This is a genomic window from Fluviicoccus keumensis (assembly GCF_004217445.1).
In the GTDB taxonomy this organism is placed as follows: Bacteria; Pseudomonadota; Gammaproteobacteria; order Pseudomonadales; family Moraxellaceae; genus Fluviicoccus; species Fluviicoccus keumensis.
Genome location: NZ_SHKX01000013.1, coordinates 506,802 through 524,078 on the forward strand (window position 1 = coordinate 506,802; position 17,277 = coordinate 524,078).

Consider the following 17,277-nt stretch of genomic DNA (forward strand, 5'->3'; position numbering starts at 1 on the left):
TGCCATGCTGGTCGCCACCACCTACCTACGCCTGCTGCTAAAAACCCTGTCGCTGAACGAGGCGGATCAGGCCGCGCTGCTGTCCGGCAGCGGCATTGCTCCGGACGAACTGTTCAGCCTGAACAGCCACTTGCCGCTGGACGGACACCTCGACCTGCTGCGCAAGATCATGGAACTGCGTCCCGAACCCGGCTTCGCGCTGCGCGTCGGCCAGCAACTGCACATCGCCACCCACGGCCCCATCGGCGTGGCCGCCTACACCAGTTCGACGCTGGGCGAGGCGCTGTCCACCATCGCCCGCTTCTACAGCATCCGCGGCCAGTTCATCGACATCGGCCTGCACAGCGACGGCGAATTCCTCAGTTTCAGCCTGCGCCTGCGCAGCGCCTTCGACGATACCGGCCTGTTCCTGATCGAAGCCTTCCTCGCCAGCGCCCAGACCGGCATCGAGTTCATTACCGGCGGGCCGCTGCGCGAGGCGCGGCTGGAGATCGGCTACCCGGCTCCGGCGCATGCGGCGCTCTATCACGAGCACTTCCGCATGCCGGTGCGCTTCGGTTGCGCGGAAACAGCGCTGGTGCTGCCGATCCGGCTGTTGCAGACGCCGTCGTTGCATGCCGACCCGGTGGCGAAGCTGCAGGCCGAGCAGCAATGCGAGCAGCAGTTCCAGGATTTGCAGCAGGCCCCCAGCGCCATCAGCACCCGCATCGTCACGCTGTTGCGCGCCAACCCCGGCCGCCTGTGGACGCTGCCGGAAGTGGCCGAGGCGCTGAACCTGTCGGCGCGGACGCTGATGCGGCGGCTGAAGGAAGAAGGCCAGACCTACCAGGCGCTGCACGACGCCGAACTGCATCGTCAGGCGCGTATCCATTTGCAGGACGCGCGCCATACCGGCGAATCGCTGGCGCTGGCGCTGGGCTACAGCGACCCCTCCGGCTTCCGCCGCGCCTTCCAGCGCTGGTTCGGCATGTCGGTGCGGGAATATCTGGACCGGCAGCGCCGCTGAGGCCCGGCCACGCACCCTTGACCTGGCGCAAGGGACTTTTCACCGCTTTTGGCAGCAAAGTCTCCCCCCTTGGCAGGGATGTCCCTTCCGACCAAGCAGGCCGGGCCTGATCATGAAATGCCCAACCCGAGCCTGACGGAGCGGCAGACCATGACCGCCGACAACCCCGCGTTCCACGTGGAACATCAGAACGATAACCCCGAGTGGTTAAAGCAACTACATGTCAAACCGCCCATCTCCTGGCCGGTGGTGGGCATCCTGTCCGTCGCCCTGCCGGTGGCCCTGGCCCTGATCGTGGCGGTGACGCTGGAATGGATCAACCCGGTGCTGGCGGCGCTGCCCGGCGCGCTGGTCGGGTATTACCTGTTCACGCCCATCCACGAGGCGGTGCACCGTTCCGCCTCCAACAAGGAATGGGTGAACACGCTGATCGCGGCGCTGACCATCAACCTGCTGCTGCCCTATGTGTCGCCGAAGCTGCTGCGCTGGGGGCACATGCAGCATCACCGCTTCACCAATGAAGTGGGCAAGGACCCGGATCGCCTGCTGACCAACCACTGGTACGGCGCGCTGGTGCTGTGGCCCTTCTTCGAGCTGTTCTACCTGCCGCAATACCTGAAGCAGGCGCACACCCGGCCGAAGGCGGAAGTGCGGCAAATCCTGTGGCAACTGCCCGCCGGGCTGGCGGCGCTGGGGCTGCTGTTCGTTTTCTGCGGCTGGAAGCTGTTGCTGTTCTGGTTTTTGGCCTCGCGGCTCGGGCTGTGGCTGATCGTCTTCGTGTTCGTCTACCTGCCGCATCACCCGCACGATGTGCTGCAAAAGGACGACATCTACGGCGCGTCGTCGATGCGCGAGGGCCACGAGTGGCTGCTGACCATTTTGATGGCGGGCCAGAACCGGCATCTGGTGCATCACCTCTACCCCACCGTGCCGTTCTACCGCATGAAGCAGGCTTGGGAAGCGCGGCAGACCTTCCATGAATCGCATCGGCCGGTAAAGGTGCAAGGCTTCGGGCTGACGCCGCAACGTTCCTCCGCGCCGGAGACTCCGTGAACAGGCGCGCCGCCCGGCTGGGCCTGCTGATCCTGGCAATCGCGGGATGGATGAGGGAGGCGCCGGTTCGCGCGGATGACGAGCCGGACTGGCGTGAACTGCAGAATTCGCCGCATGATCTGGGCTGGGTGCTGATTCGTACGGACAAGCTGCGCCATATCAACATCTTCAGCAAGATCGAGGAAGGACGGCGGCTGCGTTCGATGAAGGCCGAGGCGGAGCTGGATGCCTCGGTGACGCAGGTAACGCGCGTGCTGACCGATTTCTCCGGCTTTACCGGCTGGTTGTGGAACCTGAAAAGCATCACGGTGCTGCGACAGGTTTCAGCGGAGGAATTCCTGTTGCATCTGGTTTTCCGCACCCCCGGCGGCTTGCCGGACCGCGATGTGGTGCTGCGCTACCAGATCCAGACTTCGCTGAATCCGCCCGTGACGCTGATTCAGGCGCAGGATGTGCCGGGCTTTCCGGCCAACGCCACGGAGGCGGTGCGGATTCCCGACATGAACCTGAGCCTGCGCATCGAGGCGGCGGAACACGGACGCAGCCGTTTCAGCAGCCAGTTGCTGGTCGACCCCGGCGGGCAGGTGCCGCTGTGGGCCGCCAACTTCGTGCAGCGGCGCGCACCGTATGCCACCATGCTGGGGTTGATCCGGGTGTTGGGAGGCTCGTAAGCGGCTTCACCCCCGGCGGCGCGACGCGCGCGGACTTTCCCCTTCCGCGCGCGAGAACGCGTGGCTGAAATTGGACACGTGCGCGTAGCCCAGCCGCGCCGCCGCCTGCTCCACCGTGTACCGCCCTTCCCGCAACATTGCCAGCGCCCGCTGATGCCGGATCTCCCCGGCCAGCTCCCGGAAACCACAGCCCTCCTCCCGCAAGCGCCGCGCCAGCGTGTGCGCGCTGACATTCAGCAATTCCGCCAGCTCGGCCTGCGTCGGCTGGCAACCCTCGCATTCGCGCAGCATCAACTCCACCCAGGCCCGCCACTGGCGCGCGGGCGGGAACGACGCCTGCAACCGTTGCAAATCCTCCAGGGAGGGGGAATCGCCTTCCGCCCCCCAAGCCGTCGGCAACGCCGCCAGCGAGGCCGGAATGCGCGTGCGCACGGCCGGCAGATCCGCGGCCGCGAACTGCACTTTCAGCTTGGGCAGGCTGTCGTAGCGCGCCGCGTGCGGCGGGCGCGGCATCGGCAAGCGGGTTTCAAACGGCGGCAGCCGCGACCCGACCAGGCTTTCCAGCAGGCGGTACAGGGAAACGATATGGATTTCGTAGAAGGCATGCAGGGTGAAGCTGGACATGCCCGCCGCCGGTTGCCAGACCAGCGTGTGGGCATCGGCGTCGGCGCGGTAGCGCAGGGTGAAGCTGGGCGACATCAGCCGCGTGAACCGTGCGCCCAGGGACAGCACCTCCCCCACCGTGCGGCAGCGCGCCATCGCCGCGCCCAGCAACCCGTGCGACGCGAGGGTGATGCTGTTGCCCAGTTCGAAGCCGAGGTCGCTGCGCCCGGTGCGGCGGTGCAGGGCCTGCATCAGCATGTCGAATTCGGCCATGGTCAGCTCGGCGTCGGGGCTGCACAGGCGGGCGGCGTCAATGCCGGTGTCTTCCCGCAATCCCAGCAGCAGCGACGCGTCCATGCCCGACAGCAGGGCAATCAACGGCTGCGCGTAGCGGGTGGGAATGATCGGTTGGTAGAGCGGCATGCGGCGTCTCCGGTTGCTCAAAAATCATAAGTTATCTGCTCAATTATCACAAGTCTGATCCCCGGCCGCGCGCTAGATTGATCGGGAGCGCGGCCTGCCAAGCACAGGCCCGCCATTTCCGCAATCACGAGGGTTTCTGCCATGAGCATGTTCTTTGAAGGTATCAACACCGGCGTCATCGATGTCGACGCGCTGCCCTGGATGCCGTTCCTGCCTTACACCGACAAGGCTTTCGTCAAGGCCATCAAGGTCGATCCCGTGCGCGGGGAATGGATCACCCTGCTGAAAGCGCCGGCGGACATGGTGCTGCCCAAGCACCACCACTCGGGCACGGTGCATGTCTACACCCTCAGCGGCAGCTGGAAATACCAGGAGCATGACTGGGTGGCGACCGCAGGCAGCTTCGTCTTTGAAACAGCGGGCACCGCGCACACGCCGGTCGGTGTCGGCGACGCGGAAATCATCACCCTCAACATCGTGCAGGGCGACTGGATCATCCTCGGCGAAAACGATCAGGTGCTGGCCATCGAGAACTGGAAAACGGTGATGCGCCGCTATCTGGATTTCTGCGCGGCGACCGGGCTGACGCCGGTCGATATTTCCAGCTTCCAGGGCTAAGCGCATGGACACGGTGCGGCGAGAGGCCGTTTCCGTCGGCGAGGGCGAGCTGCGGGTGACGCTGGCCGGGGAAGGACCGCCGGTGCTGCTGGTGCACGGTTTTCCGGACGACGGCGAGGTCTGGCGGCACCAGATTCCGGCGCTGGCGGCGGCGGGGTTCCGGGTCATTGTCCCGGACCTGCGCGGCTGCGGCGACTCCTTCGCGCCCGACCGAACCGAAGACTACCGGCTGACGCGGCTGGTCGCCGACCTGGAAGCCCTGCTGGACGCCCTGGGCGTCGACACGGTGCGGCTGGCGGGGCATGACTGGGGCGCGGTGATCGCCTGGCGTTTCGCGATGGCCTGTCCGCAGCGGGTGTGCTGTTACGCCGCGTTGTCCGTCGGCCATCCGCTGGCCTACGCCACCGACGGGGCGATGCAAAAGCTGAAGGGCTGGTACGCGCTGTTCTTCCAGTGGCGCGGCGGCGCGGAACGGCTGCTGCGCGCCGGGCACTGGCGGCTGTTCCGCCGCCTGACCGGCCATCCCGGCGAAGCAGCCCGCTGGATCAGTCGTCTGGAGCGGCCGGGACGCTTGCGCGCCGCGCTGAACTATTACCGCGCCAACCTGGTCGAGGTGCTGTTCCGGCGCGACTACCCGGCCGTGACCATGCCGGTGCTAGGCCTGTGGAGCAGCGGCGACCGTTTCCTCACCGAGCGCCAGATGCTGCGCTCCGCCGACTTCGTCTCCGGCGGCTGGCGCTACCGGCGCATCGAGGGCGCGGGGCACTGGCTGCCGCTGGACGCCCCGGCGGCCGTCAACGATCTGCTGATCCCCTTCTTTCGCGGAGAAAACCATGTTCCTTCCTGAACCGATGCGACGGCCGCTGCTGTGGCTGCTGGCCGTCCTGCTGCCGCTGTATATCGCCTGGCAACTGCCCGGATTGTACCGGGGCGCGATCACGGCGGCCGAGGCGGACACCTACCTGAGCACCCTCGCGGCGCGGCCGCTGCCGCCCGCCGCGCGCGATGAACTGCTGTTGGCCGCCCGGCGCTTCATGGCCGACGACGACGGCCGGCCGGTGTACATGCTCAACCTGATGCGCTACCACCCGGCGCTGCAGCGCGCGGCGGACAGCCCCGCGTTCGACGGCACGCCGCGCGAGGCGAATGCCCGCTACGAATCGTTGGCCATGCCCCTGCTGTTCCACCATGGCGGCCAGCCGCTGTACGGCGGCGAGGCCAGCGGCGACAACCTGCTGACCCAGGATGCGGCGCTCAATCACTGGAGCCGGGTGCTGGTGATCCGTTACCCCAGCCGCCGCGCCTTCATGGATCTGGTCACCGATCCCGCCTATGCGCCGATCGTGCCGTACAAGCTGATGGCGCTGCAGGTGGTGCTGACGCCGACCGCTTCCGAGGTGGTGCTGCCGCTGCTGTGGCCGGTGGCGCTGGTGCTGTGGCTGCTGACGCTGTGGGGCTTGTGGCGCGGCGCGCGCCGGGGAGGTGCGGCATGAAGGCGGTCATCTGTCACGAGCAGACGCTGAGCACCATCGACCTGCCCGAGCCGGTGCCCGGCAAGGGGCAGGCGGTGATCCGGGTGCTGCGCTGCGGCATCTGCGGTTCCGACCTGCACATGCGGCGGCATTGCGACCACATGGCGTCCATGGCGCGACGGGTGGGCATGGCCCACTTTCCCGACAGCGCCGATCCGCTGGTGTTCGGTCACGAGTTCTGCGGCGAGGTGCTGGATTACGGTCCCGGCACCCGTCGCCGCCTGCCGACCGGCAGCCGGGTCTGCGCGGTGCCGTTGCGGCGGCGCGGCGAGCTCATCGACCTGATCGGCCTGTCCGCCCATGCCCCCGGCGCCTATGCCGAACGCGTGGTGGTGCAGGCCGACCTGATGGAAGCCGTGCCGGACGGGCTGTCGGCCGACCTGGCCGCCCTGGCGGAACCGATGGCGGTCGCCCTGCATGCCTACCGGCGCAGCGAGATCCGTTCCGGCGACGTGGCGGTGGTGATCGGCTGCGGGCCGGTGGGGCTGGGACTGATCGCCATGCTCAAGGCCCACGGCGTCCGCACCGTCATCGCCAGCGACTTCTCGCCGGGGCGTCGCGCCCTGGCCGCCGCCTGCGGCGCGGACCGCGTCATTGATCCGGCCGCGCATTCGCCCTTCACCGACTGGGCCAGCTACGGCCACCTGCCCGGCATGCCGGACCTGCTGGAACTGGCGGTGTCCACCCGCGAAAAGCTGGGGCGGCTGCCGCTGCCGTGGTGGGGGGCCTGGCGGCTGGCGGAAGCGGCGGGCCTGAAGCCGAAGCGGCCGGTGGTGTTCGAATGCGTGGGCGTGCCGGGGGTGATCCGGCAATTGATGGAGCAGGCTCCGCTGACGTCGCGGATCGTGGTGGTGGGCGTCTGCATGCAGCCCGACACCTTCGAACCGGGCATCGGCATCAACAAGGAGATCGAATTGCGTTTTGCGCTGGGCTATTCGCCGCTGGAGTACCGCGACGCGCTGTACCTGCTGGCGGACGGGCGGCTGGCGGTGGAACGAATGATCACCGGCCGGGTGGGTCTGGATCAGGTGGCGCAGGCCTTCACCGATCTGGAAAATCCCGAGCTGCACGCGAAGATCCTGATTGATCCGTCGATGTGAATCGCATTTAGCCCGGCTCCCGCCGCAACAACGCCGCCAGCTCCTGCGGCGGCAGCGGCCGGCTGAGCAGGAAGCCCTGCACCAGATCGCAACCGGAGTCTTTGAGGAAGTCGCGCTGCGCCACCGTTTCCACCCCTTCCGCCACCGTTTGCAGGCGCAGGCTTTGCGCCAGGCCGATGATGCCGCGCACGATGGCGGCGCCGTCCGGATGGCGGGTGATTTCCTGCACGAAGGACAGGTCGATTTTCAACTGGTCGATGGGAAAACGGCGCAAATAGGCCAGCGAGGAATAGCCGGTGCCGAAGTCGTCCAGCGAGATTTCCAGCCCCAGCGCCTTCAGTTCTTCCAAGATGCGCACCGCTTCCTCGGCATTGCGCATCACCGCGCTTTCGGTGATTTCCAGCTTCAGCAGGCGCGGCGGCAGGCCGCTCTCGGTCAGCGCGCGGCGTACCGTTTCCACCAGATGCCGGTCGCTGAACTGGCGGCCGGAGAGGTTGACCGCCACCCGCACTTCCAGCCCGTCCTGCCGCCAGCGCCGCGCCTGATCGCAGGCGCTGTGCAGCACCCATTCACCGATCGGCACGATCAGCCCGGTTTCCTCGGCCAGCGGAATGAATTCGCCCGGAGAGATCAGCCCGCCGTCCTTGCCGCGCCAGCGCAGCAGCGCTTCGACATCGCCGATGCGGCCCGTGGCCAGGTTGAGCAGCGGCTGGTAATGCAGCAACAGTTCATCGCGCGCCAGCGCCCGGCGCAGGCCGGTTTCCATTTCCAGGCGACGCATCGCCTCGGCGTTCATGCCCTGGGTGTAGAAACGGAAGGTGTTGCGGCCCGCTTCCTTGGCCGAATACATCGCGGCGTCGGCATTGCGCAGCAGCGTGTCGTAGTCGCCGCCGTCGGCCGGATAGACGCTGATGCCGATGCTGGCCGAGAGGTCGATCTCGCGCTCGCCGATCAGCAGCGGCCGGTTCAGCGCCTGCAACACCCGGCTGGCCAGTTGTGGCACATCCTGGATACTGGCCATGTCCGAGAGGATGATCACGAACTCGTCGCCGCCCAGCCGCGCCAGGGTGTCGCGCTCGCGCACGCAGTCGGCGAGCCGCCGGGCGGTCTGGCGCAGCACCTCGTCGCCGAAGGCGTGGCCGAGGCTGTCGTTGATGCGCTTGAAGTTGTCGAGGTCGAAAAACAGCATCGCCACCGAGCGTTCGTGGTGCGCGGCGTAGGCGATCGCCTGCCCGAAGCGGTCGCGCAGCAGGTGGCGCGTGGCCAGCCCGGTCAGCGCGTCCTGGTTGTTCTGGCGCTCCAGCTGTTCCTCGTACTGCTTGCGCTCGGTGATGTCGTTGAAGATACCGACATAATGGGTGACCGTGCCCGCCGGATCGCGCACCGGCGCCACCGACAGCTCATTCCAGAACAGGCTGCCGTCCTTGCGGTAATTGCGCAGCAGCGCCTCGCCTTCCCGGTTTTCGCGCAGCGCGGCGCGGATTTCCTCCATGCCCAGCTGCGCGGTGTCGTTGCCCAGCAGGAAGCGCGGATCGCGGCCCAGCACCTCGTCGCGGCGATAGCCGGTCATGCGCTCGAAGGCCGGATTGACATGCGCGATCGCGAACAGCAGCGGCGGTTGGGGGGCGGTGATGACAATGCCGTTGCTGGACGATTCCAGCACGCGGTTGCTGAGGCGGTTGGCTTCCTCGCTGGCGCGCAGCCGCAGTTCGGCCTGCAGCCGCAATTCCTCCTGTTCCTGGTTCTCCAGCGCGAAGGACAGGTCGCCCGCCATCTCGATCACCAGCCCCTTCAGCGTCTCGTCGAAGAACGCCGTTTCCGCCGCGAACAGGGTCAGCGCGCCGACGATGCGGCCTTGCAGGCGCAGCGGCAGCGAGGCCGCCGTTTGCAGCCCGGCCTCGCGCAGCGGCAGATGGATTGCCGCCAGCGCCGGTTCGGCCGCCAGGTCGTTGCAGAAGAAATCGCGCGCCTCGCCGATGGCGATTTCCACCGGCGTGCGCCGTTCGCCGTGCAGCCCGACGCGGGTCAGCCAGGCCTGGCCGATGCCGCTCCAGGCGGCGGGGACGATTTCGCCCCGATCCGCGTCGACCAGTCCGATCCAGGCCATGCTGAAGCCGCCGTGCTCGACGGCGATACGGCAGACCGCCTCGAACAGGGCCTGGCGGTCGCGCAGGTGCACAATCGCCTGATTGGTTTCGCTGAGGGCGACGTACAGCCGGTTGAGGCGCAGGATGCGCGCCTCCGACGCGGCCAGTTCGGCCACCCGCTGTTCCAGTTGAGCGCTGCGCTTCTCCAGCTTGCGCACCAGCACTTCGTTGTAGAGTTGCAGGCCTTCGTCCTTTGCCAGGGTCTGCGCCTGAGGCGGCTGGTCAGGGCGGATGGTGCGGGCCAGCACCTCTTTCACCCGGCGCATGAACGGCTCCGGCTCGGCGGGCTTGAGGATGAAGGCGTCCGCGCCCAGCCCCAGCCCCAGTTGTTCGTCCTGCGGCTCGGTGTAGGTGGCGGTGTAGACGATGAACGGCACTTCCGACAGCCCGGCGTCGGCCTTCCACGCGCGCAGCAGCGTGTAGCCGTCCATCACCGGCATCAGCAGGTCGCTGATGATCAGGTCGGGCTTTCGCTGCCGCGCCGCCGCCAGCGCCGCGACGCCGTTGGCCGCTTCCTCGACGCTGAAGCCGTAGCCTTGCAGCAGCACGCGCAGCAGGTAGAGGTTGGCCGCGTGGTCGTCGACAATCAGCACGTGCTTCATGATTTTTCCGCAAGAAAGCGTTCGACATCGGCGGCGAAGGTGCGCGGGTCGATCGGCTTTTCCAGATAGCCGTGGCAACCGGAGGCGAGGCAGCGCTCGCGGTCGCCGGGCATGGCGTAGGAGGTGACGGCGATCACCGGGATGCCCGCCAGCGCCGGATTGGCGCGCAGCCGTTCCGCCACCTCGTAGCCGTCCATGCCCGGCAACTGGATGTCCAGCAGGATCAGCACCGGCGGCGGCGTCATCGTGTCGGCCAGCCGCAAGCCGGTGGGGCCGTCCACCGCCGACACCACTTCCCAGCCGCGCGCCTGCAGCAGGAAGGTGGTCAGGTAGCGGTTCTGCTCGTTGTCCTCGATCAGCAGCATGCGTGAGCTCATGGCGCGTTCTCCTCCCCCGGGGGATGTTCCGGCAAGGTGACGGTGAAGACGCTGCCCTGCTCCCAGATGCTCTCGGCGTCAATCACCCCTCCCATCAGTGTGGCCAGCCGGCGGCAGATCGCCAGTCCCAGCCCGGTGCCGTCGTGGGTGCGCGACAGCGCCGAGTCCACCTGCCGGAATGGCTGGAACAGCCAGCTCATGTCCTCCGGCTTGATGCCGATGCCGGTATCCGCCACCCGCAGGCGCACCGCCGGACCCTTCACCCGGTCATCGGCCGCCGCCTCGACGGTCAGCGTCACCGTGCCCGCCTCGGTGAATTTGACGGCGTTGCCCAGCAGGTTCAGCAGGATCTGCTCCACGCGGCGCGCATCACCGGTCAGGGCGGGCAGGTTGTCCGCCACCCGCGCGACCAGCGCCAGTCCCTTCTTTTCCGCCAGGGGTTCAATCATCGCCACCACCTTGCGCGCCGACGCCGCCAGGTCAAACGGCTCGGCGGCCATGCGCATTTCCCCGGCCTCGATCCGCGAAATGTCCAGCACATCGTTGATCAGCTCCAGCAGGCGGCGGGCGCTGACCTGCACCATGCCCAGCTGCTTCTTCTGTTCCTCGTTCAGCGGCCCGGCCAGTTCCAGCAGGATGATGCCGGTGAAGCCGATGATCGAATTCAGCGGCGTCCGCAACTCGTGGCTCATCGTCGCCAGGAAGGCCGATTTCAGCCGGTCGGCGGAGCGGGCGCGCTCGGTGGCCTCGCTCAGGTCGCGGGTGCGCTCGGCGATCTTGTGCTCCAGGCTTTCGTTGAGCAGGCGCAGCTCGTGTTCCGCCTGCTTGCGCTCGCTGATGTCGATCGACAGCACGAAGATGCCCTCCGGCACCGGCTGCACGCGCACATCGAACCAGCCGGAACTGCCGTCGGCGAAATGGAATTCCTTCTCCTCGTGGAAAGCCTGCCGCTGTTCCATGCAACGCCGCAGCAGCCCGAAGACCTCGCTAGCCTCGATGCCCGGCCAGGCCTCCGGCATGGTGCGGCCCAGCAGCTCGCTGTTGGGGCGGCGGTTCTGGACGGCGGCGGCGTGGTTCAGGTACAGGTATCGCCAGTCGAAACCGATCAGCTGGAAGCTCTCCAGGCTGTTGTCCAGCGTGCGGCGGTAACGCTCCTCGCTCTCGCGCAGCGCCGCCTCGGCCCGCCGCTGCTCGGTCACATCGGTGCCGACGCTCAGGATCTCGGCAATCGCGCCTTGCGCATCGCGGACAATACGGTTGGTCCACGCCACCCAGACGCGCTCGCCGTTGCGGCGGACATTTTCATTGGTGTTGCGCTCGAAGGCCGCCGGGTCGGAGAGGATCTGGTCCATCAGCTGCTGCAGGTCGCGGCCGCTGCTCTCGGTCGGCGGCACGATCGTTTCCAGAACGTGCCGCCCCCGGATTTCCGACGGCGCATAACCGAAGAAGCGCTGGCCGTATTCATTGAGGAAGGTGATGCGGCCCGCCGCGTCCCAACGCAGGATGATGCTGTTGGCGTGCTCCACCAGCTCGCGGTATTGCTGCTCACCGGCGCGCAGGGCCGCCGTGCGCTGGCGGACGGTTTCCTCCAGCAGGGTGCGGCTGCGCGCCAGGGCGTAAAACAGCCCGCACAGCACGACCACGAACAGGTTGCCGAACAGTTCGAACCACAGCACCAGCCGGTCCGACGACGCCCGCCAGCCCGGCGCGGGCACGGCCGCCAGCTCCCAATATCCTTCCGGCAGCGACACGCGGCTCAGCACCGGCTGCTGCGCGAACACCGCCGGGGCCCCGAAGAACACCTCGCCGGAAGAACGACGGATGGCCAGCCGCAAGCCGTGCATCAGCGGCTCGCTGATGCCGGACTCCGCCAGCAGGGGCTGCAGGTTCAGCACCACGCCCGCCAGCCGCGCCGGGCCGTCGCGCCCCTTGCCGACCGGCTTGCGCAGCACGATGCCGATACCGCCCTGGATCAGTTCGAGCGGACCGGTCAGGGTGGTGCGGCCGGTTTGCAGGGCGCGGTCGATATCGGTGCCATGCACGGACAGCGGCGCGGTCAGCAGGTTGTAGCCCTGCGCCACCTCGTTGCCCTTGAGGGGATAAACATGGCGGATAACACCATCTTCAACCAGCTGATAGGCGCGGATCCAGTCCGAACCGGCATGGAGGCCGGACGCAAAGGTCTGGAAGGAGGCCGGGTCCATCGCCCGGCCGTCGGCGGTGCGTTCGGCGGCGAACACCGCCAGGCTGTCCAGCTTGCCTTCCAGCCGGTCGAGGGAGCGTTGCAGCGATCGGGCCTGCGATTCCAGCATGACCCGGGCCCGCGCCCGCTCCTCCAGATCCAGCTGGTCGGCCAGGCGCAGCCCCAGCCACCATTGCGGCGGCGCCAGCAACAGCAGCGGCAGCGCCGCCCAGAGCAGCGCCTGGCGGCGAGGGGTCATGAGAGGTATCCGTCACGCATGTCCGTATCCCTTTGAGGGCCTGACGCGGCCTGTTATCCGGGCGAGTTTCCGGTCATTATTCGAGGTGGCCGCTGCTTCGAGTCTTGCCGATCCGGGCAGTGAAAACAAGCCTGAAAAATAGACACTACCGTCACGACTACCAGACGGTAACGTTGTGAATTATGATCCGTCGGACGCGCCAACCGCCTCACGGGGTGCGGCCAGACACCATAAAAATCCAAGGAACCCGGGAGCCCTCATGAGCATCATCTTATTGCGACACGCCATCGGCCCGAACTTGTACCACCGACACAAAGTTCGCCGCGCCGCACTATCGCCACTACTTCTTTTCACTGCGTTCAACGCCTTTTGTGGTACGTCCTACGACTCACCGTCCACCGACAATAACGCGCCGACGACCGTCACGGAGAGTCAGGCCTTTCCCAACACTGACGCCTACATGAATAAACCGTCAAGGGCTTTTGACTACCAGGATGCAGTAGCGGAAGCCGAACGCGCGCGGCAGGCGATACTGCAAAAGGGCTGGAAGACCTCCCCACGCTCAAATTCTCCGGAAGGCATCAAGGCATGGCGAGAGGAAAACCATCGGGTTATCGTGGAAGCGGAGCGCGCCCGGCAATCCGTGCTGAAAGCAGGCAAAAATCGCATACTACTGGAGCGTATCCAGGAGGCGCACAAGCAGGAGCGCCAGTACTCGCAGCCATTACCTGTCTTGCACGACGATGTTGCGGAAAACGCCGCCCCCGCTACCGGAACACCACGGATGGAAGAACATCCGGCAGTTCCCAATCCCCGCACCACACCCGATCATGCGCCGGAAAGGCCGATGGCCCCGGCGCATGCCGAGGAAGCAAGCTTCTCCGACGAAAAGCCGTTTACCTGGCTCAACTTCGGACTCATCCTGTTGCTGGTTATGGCCGCACTCGGTGTCTGGCTCTACCGCCGCAATCGCATCAAGGATTATGTACGCAAACCGGCTCCGGCCCGCCGCCCCACGGTGCCGCAACCCAGCGTTCCCGTTGACAGGACCGGGGTGCCGGCTTGGGCTGGAGCATTCTCCAGTACGGACTACGCGCATTTCATGGACGTGGTTCAAGCATATTTCCAGCAACGCAACATACCGGTCACGCTGAATGACGGCATGGTTCTGGTTACAGGGAAAAGTTATGCGTTGGGGCTGCAAAATCTGGCTGGCATCTGCCATCAGGCCACATCGCGCGAACGCTGGCCCGCCATCATCGCCAGGCAGTTTGACAGGCTCATCGCCGACAACGAAAACGCTGCAGACAACCCCAAGCCGGAATCCCTGAGTTTTACGGATATAGCCAACCGCTTACGGGTGCGCCTGTATCCCGAAATGAAAGACATAAACCCGGATAATTTTGTCAGCCGTCGGGAAATTGAAGGCGTCGTAACCATGCTCGTTGAAGACCAGCCCGAGACCATGCGCCCCATTACCCGGGCCGAGGCCAAAGCCTGGGGGAAATCCGACCGGGAGCTCTTCAACATCGCCCTGCAGATCATGTCTCAAGAATCGCTTACCCTGGAAGAAGCCAGGCTCAACAGTAATCTGAGCATCCTGTTCGCCAATGACATCAGTGACTACACCAGCTCGTGGGCGCTCATGCTCGATAAACTGAAGGACTGTGTCGGTACCTTCGGCTCCATCGTATCCGTCCCCAACCGCCATTGTTTGTTCGTTGTCCCGGCAGAGACTCCGGACGTTCTTCAAGCCGTGCACAAGGTGATGTCAGGCACCTTGGAGCTTTACCGGAAGGGCCCGGGCTCCATCAGTCCCCATTTGTATTGGTACTATCAGCGAAAATTCACCCGTATCAGCTACCCTCAGAAGGATGGCGTGATTGGACTGGAGTTGCCCGAAGCGTTTGCCATCATGCTGAAAACCGCGAAGTAGCGGGATCAACGACCGGGAGATCCACCGCTGCATCCTCGCCGTGAACGGATCCTCCAGCCATGATTAGAGCAACGGGCATGAGAGTCATGCCCGTTGACGGTAAGCGCAAGGTGGCTGCGGTTGAAAACGGGCTATTTTTCAGACTTACTTGACGGCCATACGTCGATCCCCCTGAGATCACCTGCGACAACATCAGAATGTGCTGGGCGGTCGGTTATCAGGGGGAAGGCGATTCAGATGGCATTTTTATCACGTAGATACCGATAATAATCATACGGGACGACTTTCCAGGTACCCTCCGTCTGTTTCAGCAGGAACGGCACCTCAACGAGCCCCATCAGTCCCATCATTAGTTTTTCATCGGCACTGGTCCGCGCGGTCAGTAACGTACCATCCGGCATCAACAAGACTTCACCGTCACGCGCGGGTACCACCAACATTTCTTTGCATAAAGCCAGAATCTGATCCACATCTCCCGGAGGAAGATTGTTGGCGGCAATCAGCCTGGCCTCACTTCCGGAATCAGCCGACACTCTCCGGATCATCTCGGCATCACCTGAAAATATCCCGTACAAAAATTTGATGGCGGCCGCTTGGGGATCCTGCGATGTCAGGGGCCTGGCCTTAATCCGCACAAACTCGCCCCAGTACCTGGCGTCCATCTTCCATCCTTCCGCTGTTTTCTCTACAGGAAGCGCCAAATTGTTGTTGCGGAACTGACCCGCATAGATCGCTCGGGTTCCAACCGGACGCGAAGCCCATCGCATCAACACCTTACCCTTGTAGACATCACCAGAAAGGTTCCTCAACTGGAGCTGATCCACATCCTGACGAACAGCATCTCTCTGGGCATAGGTCAACACCTGCTTTCCCGTCAACTTCTCGCTTCCGGGCTCTGGGATGATCAACTTCTGGTAACCCTTGACGTCATTGGTATAGAGGGAATACAGGTAATCCTTGATCAACACCTCCGGATTGCTATAGCTTTGTACGGCCTCGGATGCGGCTTGCATTTCCTCAGCAAAGACATCTCCAACCCCGCTGAATGCAAGAATTAGGACCGCAGTTAATCTAGTGAAAGTCATCATTGATCATCCTTATGGGCTGACGGGGCCGCTTAGAACCAAGCTTTTTTAAAAAATTATTGTTACTCCCTGAAAATCTACCGTCAATCGCCGAATTCCCGATGCTCCCATTTACGATGGTACGGATGAATCGAAATGACCATATGTGTCGCCATCCTGCTGTTCCCCGATGTCGAAGTGCTCGACTTCGCCGGGCCTTATGAAGTCTTCACCACCGCCGCGCGCGTGCATGGGCGGCGACAGGCGGATTCGGCGCCGTTGTTCCGGGTGTTCACCGTTGCGGAGAGCGAAGGGCTGGTGCGGGCGCGCGCCGGGCTGGAGGTCAGGCGGGATTTCAGCCTGACGGCCCATCCCGCCCCCGACGTGCTGATCATTCCCGGCGGCGTGGTGGATGCTGAACTGGACAAGCCGGAAGTCATCCGCTGGATCGCCGCCCAGGCGGCACACGCCCGCATCACCGCCTCGGTCTGCACCGGGGCCTTCCTGCTGGCAAAGGCCGGTTTGCTGGACGGCCGGACGGTGACCACGCACTGGGAAGACATCGCCGACCTGCGGGCGCGCTTTCCCGGTCTGACGGTGAAAGAGGATTGCCGCTGGGTGGATGAAGGCGAGGTGGTCACCTCGAGCGGGATTTCGGCGGGCATCGACATGAGCCTGCATCTGGTGGCGCGGCTGGCCGGGCGGGAACTGGCGGTGGCGACGGCGCGGCAGATGGAGTGGCGGGAATGCTGAAGACTACAATCAAGATCATCCCAACAGAACCTGTTGATATCAAAATCACGTGTTAGTATAGTCACACTGTATTTTCCTTAACATTCCAAAGAGAATTATAGCTGCTATGAAAATCCTTGAGATATCTATTGAAAACTTTCGATCTATCAAAAGCATTAAAAACCTAAAGCTAGGGCAAATAAATATTTTTATAGGGGAAAACAACAGTGGAAAAAGCTCGATATTAAGAGCCATTCATCTTCTTCAAGATGGATCACAGCCATCTCGCCAAGACATCAGAATTGGCTCTACATCCTCAAAAATCGATCTATTAGTTAGCCCACATATTCCCAAACATACCAATCTTAGCATCGTTAACAAATCCATTAATATCAACTTATCCATACCATCAAACTCAATCGATGGCCATATTTTCAATATGAAAGCTGACAATACCAATTCTTTTAACAACTATCCAAATACATCTCCATATCATGCAATAATCCCATATTTGTCAAAAAGAAAAACTTCTTTATATAGTGAAGATGTACGTGAAGAATCCGTCAATCGTATTGAGACAACACTCTCTAACTTGCCAGCTAGAATTTCCAAAGTTTCTAACTCTGTCTTTCCCAAACATGATCATTACAAAGAGAACTGCGAAAAAATACTTGGTTTTATGGTTACCTCAATACCGTCAAAAAATGGAATTACCGCAGGCACATATGTTGACACTGAAAATACCATTTCAATCAGCCAAATGGGCGAAGGCGTCCCTAATATTACTTCTTTAGTTGCGGACCTTTCATACCAAAAAGATAAGATTTTTATTATTGAAGAGCCCGAAAATGACCTTCATCCAAAAGCCCTCAAAGCCGAATGGCACTTACTTAAGGACTAAGTAACTGTTTTACAATGTAAAAAGGCTGGCCTCAAATGGTAAGGTGTAAGTCGCCAAACACACACCCAACC

At 63.6% G+C, this 17,277-nt stretch carries 15 protein-coding genes; 10 read left to right on the top strand and 5 right to left on the bottom strand.

Annotated features, from left to right (window positions below):
- Positions 1-4: 4 nt before the first annotated feature.
- The 3 genes from EV700_RS13240 to EV700_RS13250 all read left to right on the top strand — a co-directional run bounded on the left by EV700_RS13240 (position 5) and on the right by EV700_RS13250 (position 2,730).
- Positions 5-1,006: an AraC family transcriptional regulator gene (locus EV700_RS13240; RefSeq protein ID WP_130414529.1), complete on the top strand. Its 1,002-nt coding sequence runs from the start codon at positions 5-7 to the stop codon at positions 1,004-1,006.
- Positions 1,007-1,123: 117 nt separating this feature from the next.
- On the top strand, positions 1,124-2,059 hold the full coding sequence (locus EV700_RS13245; protein WP_165391478.1) for a fatty acid desaturase: 936 nt from the start codon (positions 1,124-1,126) through the stop codon (positions 2,057-2,059).
- Complete coding sequence (locus EV700_RS13250) at positions 2,056-2,730, top strand: SRPBCC family protein (RefSeq protein ID WP_130414534.1); 675 nt, start codon at positions 2,056-2,058, stop codon at positions 2,728-2,730. The genes EV700_RS13245 and EV700_RS13250 overlap by 4 nt, the downstream gene beginning before the upstream one ends.
- A gap of 6 nt (positions 2,731-2,736) precedes the next feature.
- Here EV700_RS13250 and EV700_RS13255 read toward each other — a convergent pair whose 3' ends face one another.
- Positions 2,737-3,756, bottom strand: coding sequence for an AraC family transcriptional regulator (locus EV700_RS13255; protein ID WP_130414536.1), 1,020 nt, complete (start codon positions 3,754-3,756; stop codon positions 2,737-2,739).
- A 141-nt stretch (positions 3,757-3,897) separates the two neighbouring features.
- Between EV700_RS13255 and EV700_RS13260 the strand changes: the two genes are divergently transcribed.
- From EV700_RS13260 to EV700_RS13275, 4 genes are read left to right on the top strand one after another with little or no spacing between them, the layout of a single operon-like run.
- Positions 3,898-4,374 carry a 2,4'-dihydroxyacetophenone dioxygenase family protein gene (locus tag EV700_RS13260; protein ID WP_242610263.1) on the top strand — a complete coding sequence of 159 codons (477 nt, stop codon included), beginning with the start codon at positions 3,898-3,900 and terminating at the stop codon, positions 4,372-4,374.
- Between the two features lie 4 nt (positions 4,375-4,378).
- Positions 4,379-5,221, top strand: a complete 843-nt coding sequence (locus tag EV700_RS13265; protein WP_130414538.1) for an alpha/beta fold hydrolase — start codon at positions 4,379-4,381, stop codon at positions 5,219-5,221.
- A complete protein-coding gene (locus EV700_RS13270) occupies positions 5,208-5,867 on the top strand; it encodes a DUF1330 domain-containing protein (RefSeq protein ID WP_130414540.1) in 660 nt (219 codons plus the stop codon). Before EV700_RS13265 ends, EV700_RS13270 begins: the two co-directional genes overlap by 14 nt.
- Positions 5,864-7,006: a zinc-binding dehydrogenase gene (locus EV700_RS13275; protein WP_130414541.1), complete on the top strand. Its 1,143-nt coding sequence runs from the start codon at positions 5,864-5,866 to the stop codon at positions 7,004-7,006. The genes EV700_RS13270 and EV700_RS13275 overlap by 4 nt, the downstream gene beginning before the upstream one ends.
- Before the next feature lie 7 nt (positions 7,007-7,013).
- Here EV700_RS13275 and EV700_RS13280 read toward each other — a convergent pair whose 3' ends face one another.
- The 3 genes from EV700_RS13280 to EV700_RS13290 are packed head-to-tail and all read right to left on the bottom strand — an operon-like array spanning position 7,014 to position 12,573.
- Positions 7,014-9,755: a two-component system response regulator gene (locus tag EV700_RS13280; RefSeq protein WP_130414543.1), complete on the bottom strand. Its 2,742-nt coding sequence runs from the start codon at positions 9,753-9,755 to the stop codon at positions 7,014-7,016.
- The gene (locus tag EV700_RS13285) at positions 9,752-10,132 is read right to left on the bottom strand and encodes a response regulator (protein WP_130414545.1); all 381 of its coding nucleotides are present in this window, start codon (positions 10,130-10,132) and stop codon (positions 9,752-9,754) included. Before EV700_RS13285 ends, EV700_RS13280 begins: the two co-directional genes overlap by 4 nt.
- Positions 10,129-12,573 carry a PAS domain S-box protein gene (locus EV700_RS13290; RefSeq protein WP_165391479.1) on the bottom strand — a complete coding sequence of 815 codons (2,445 nt, stop codon included), beginning with the start codon at positions 12,571-12,573 and terminating at the stop codon, positions 10,129-10,131. The genes EV700_RS13285 and EV700_RS13290 overlap by 4 nt, the downstream gene beginning before the upstream one ends.
- Positions 12,574-12,832: 259 nt before the next feature.
- Between EV700_RS13290 and EV700_RS13305 the strand changes: the two genes are divergently transcribed.
- On the top strand, positions 12,833-14,509 hold the full coding sequence (locus EV700_RS13305; RefSeq protein ID WP_130414547.1) for a DUF1444 domain-containing protein: 1,677 nt from the start codon (positions 12,833-12,835) through the stop codon (positions 14,507-14,509).
- 233 nt (positions 14,510-14,742) lie between these two features.
- On the opposite strand, the gene EV700_RS13310 is transcribed toward EV700_RS13305, so the two are convergent.
- Positions 14,743-15,597: a hypothetical protein gene (locus EV700_RS13310; RefSeq protein WP_130414549.1), complete on the bottom strand. Its 855-nt coding sequence runs from the start codon at positions 15,595-15,597 to the stop codon at positions 14,743-14,745.
- A gap of 132 nt (positions 15,598-15,729) precedes the next feature.
- Between EV700_RS13310 and EV700_RS13315 the strand changes: the two genes are divergently transcribed.
- Together EV700_RS13315 and EV700_RS13320 are read left to right on the top strand one after the other, a co-directional pair.
- The gene (locus tag EV700_RS13315; protein WP_130414551.1) at positions 15,730-16,326 is read left to right on the top strand and encodes a DJ-1/PfpI family protein; all 597 of its coding nucleotides are present in this window, start codon (positions 15,730-15,732) and stop codon (positions 16,324-16,326) included.
- A 106-nt stretch (positions 16,327-16,432) separates the two neighbouring features.
- Positions 16,433-17,206 (top strand): ATP-dependent nuclease, encoded by a 774-nt coding sequence (locus tag EV700_RS13320; protein WP_130414553.1) that lies wholly within the window; start codon positions 16,433-16,435, stop codon positions 17,204-17,206.
- The last annotated feature ends 71 nt before the right edge of the window (positions 17,207-17,277 follow it).

Coding starts and splice junctions, on each gene's coding strand:
- EV700_RS13315 (WP_130414551.1), top strand. CDS start 15,730: ATGACCATATGTGTCGCCATCCTGCTGTTCCCCGATGTCGAAGTGCTC.
- EV700_RS13305 (WP_130414547.1), top strand. CDS start 12,833: ATGAGCATCATCTTATTGCGACACGCCATCGGCCCGAACTTGTACCAC.
- EV700_RS13275 (WP_130414541.1), top strand. CDS start 5,864: ATGAAGGCGGTCATCTGTCACGAGCAGACGCTGAGCACCATCGACCTG.
- EV700_RS13280 (WP_130414543.1), bottom strand. CDS start 9,755: ATGAAGCACGTGCTGATTGTCGACGACCACGCGGCCAACCTCTACCTG.
- EV700_RS13245 (WP_165391478.1), top strand. CDS start 1,124: ATGCCCAACCCGAGCCTGACGGAGCGGCAGACCATGACCGCCGACAAC.
- EV700_RS13290 (WP_165391479.1), bottom strand. CDS start 12,573: ATGACCCCTCGCCGCCAGGCGCTGCTCTGGGCGGCGCTGCCGCTGCTG.
- EV700_RS13270 (WP_130414540.1), top strand. CDS start 5,208: ATGTTCCTTCCTGAACCGATGCGACGGCCGCTGCTGTGGCTGCTGGCC.
- EV700_RS13320 (WP_130414553.1), top strand. CDS start 16,433: ATGAAAATCCTTGAGATATCTATTGAAAACTTTCGATCTATCAAAAGC.
- EV700_RS13285 (WP_130414545.1), bottom strand. CDS start 10,132: ATGAGCTCACGCATGCTGCTGATCGAGGACAACGAGCAGAACCGCTAC.
- EV700_RS13255 (WP_130414536.1), bottom strand. CDS start 3,756: ATGCCGCTCTACCAACCGATCATTCCCACCCGCTACGCGCAGCCGTTG.
- EV700_RS13240 (WP_130414529.1), top strand. CDS start 5: ATGCTGGTCGCCACCACCTACCTACGCCTGCTGCTAAAAACCCTGTCG.
- EV700_RS13310 (WP_130414549.1), bottom strand. CDS start 15,597: ATGATGACTTTCACTAGATTAACTGCGGTCCTAATTCTTGCATTCAGC.
- EV700_RS13265 (WP_130414538.1), top strand. CDS start 4,379: ATGGACACGGTGCGGCGAGAGGCCGTTTCCGTCGGCGAGGGCGAGCTG.
- EV700_RS13260 (WP_242610263.1), top strand. CDS start 3,898: ATGAGCATGTTCTTTGAAGGTATCAACACCGGCGTCATCGATGTCGAC.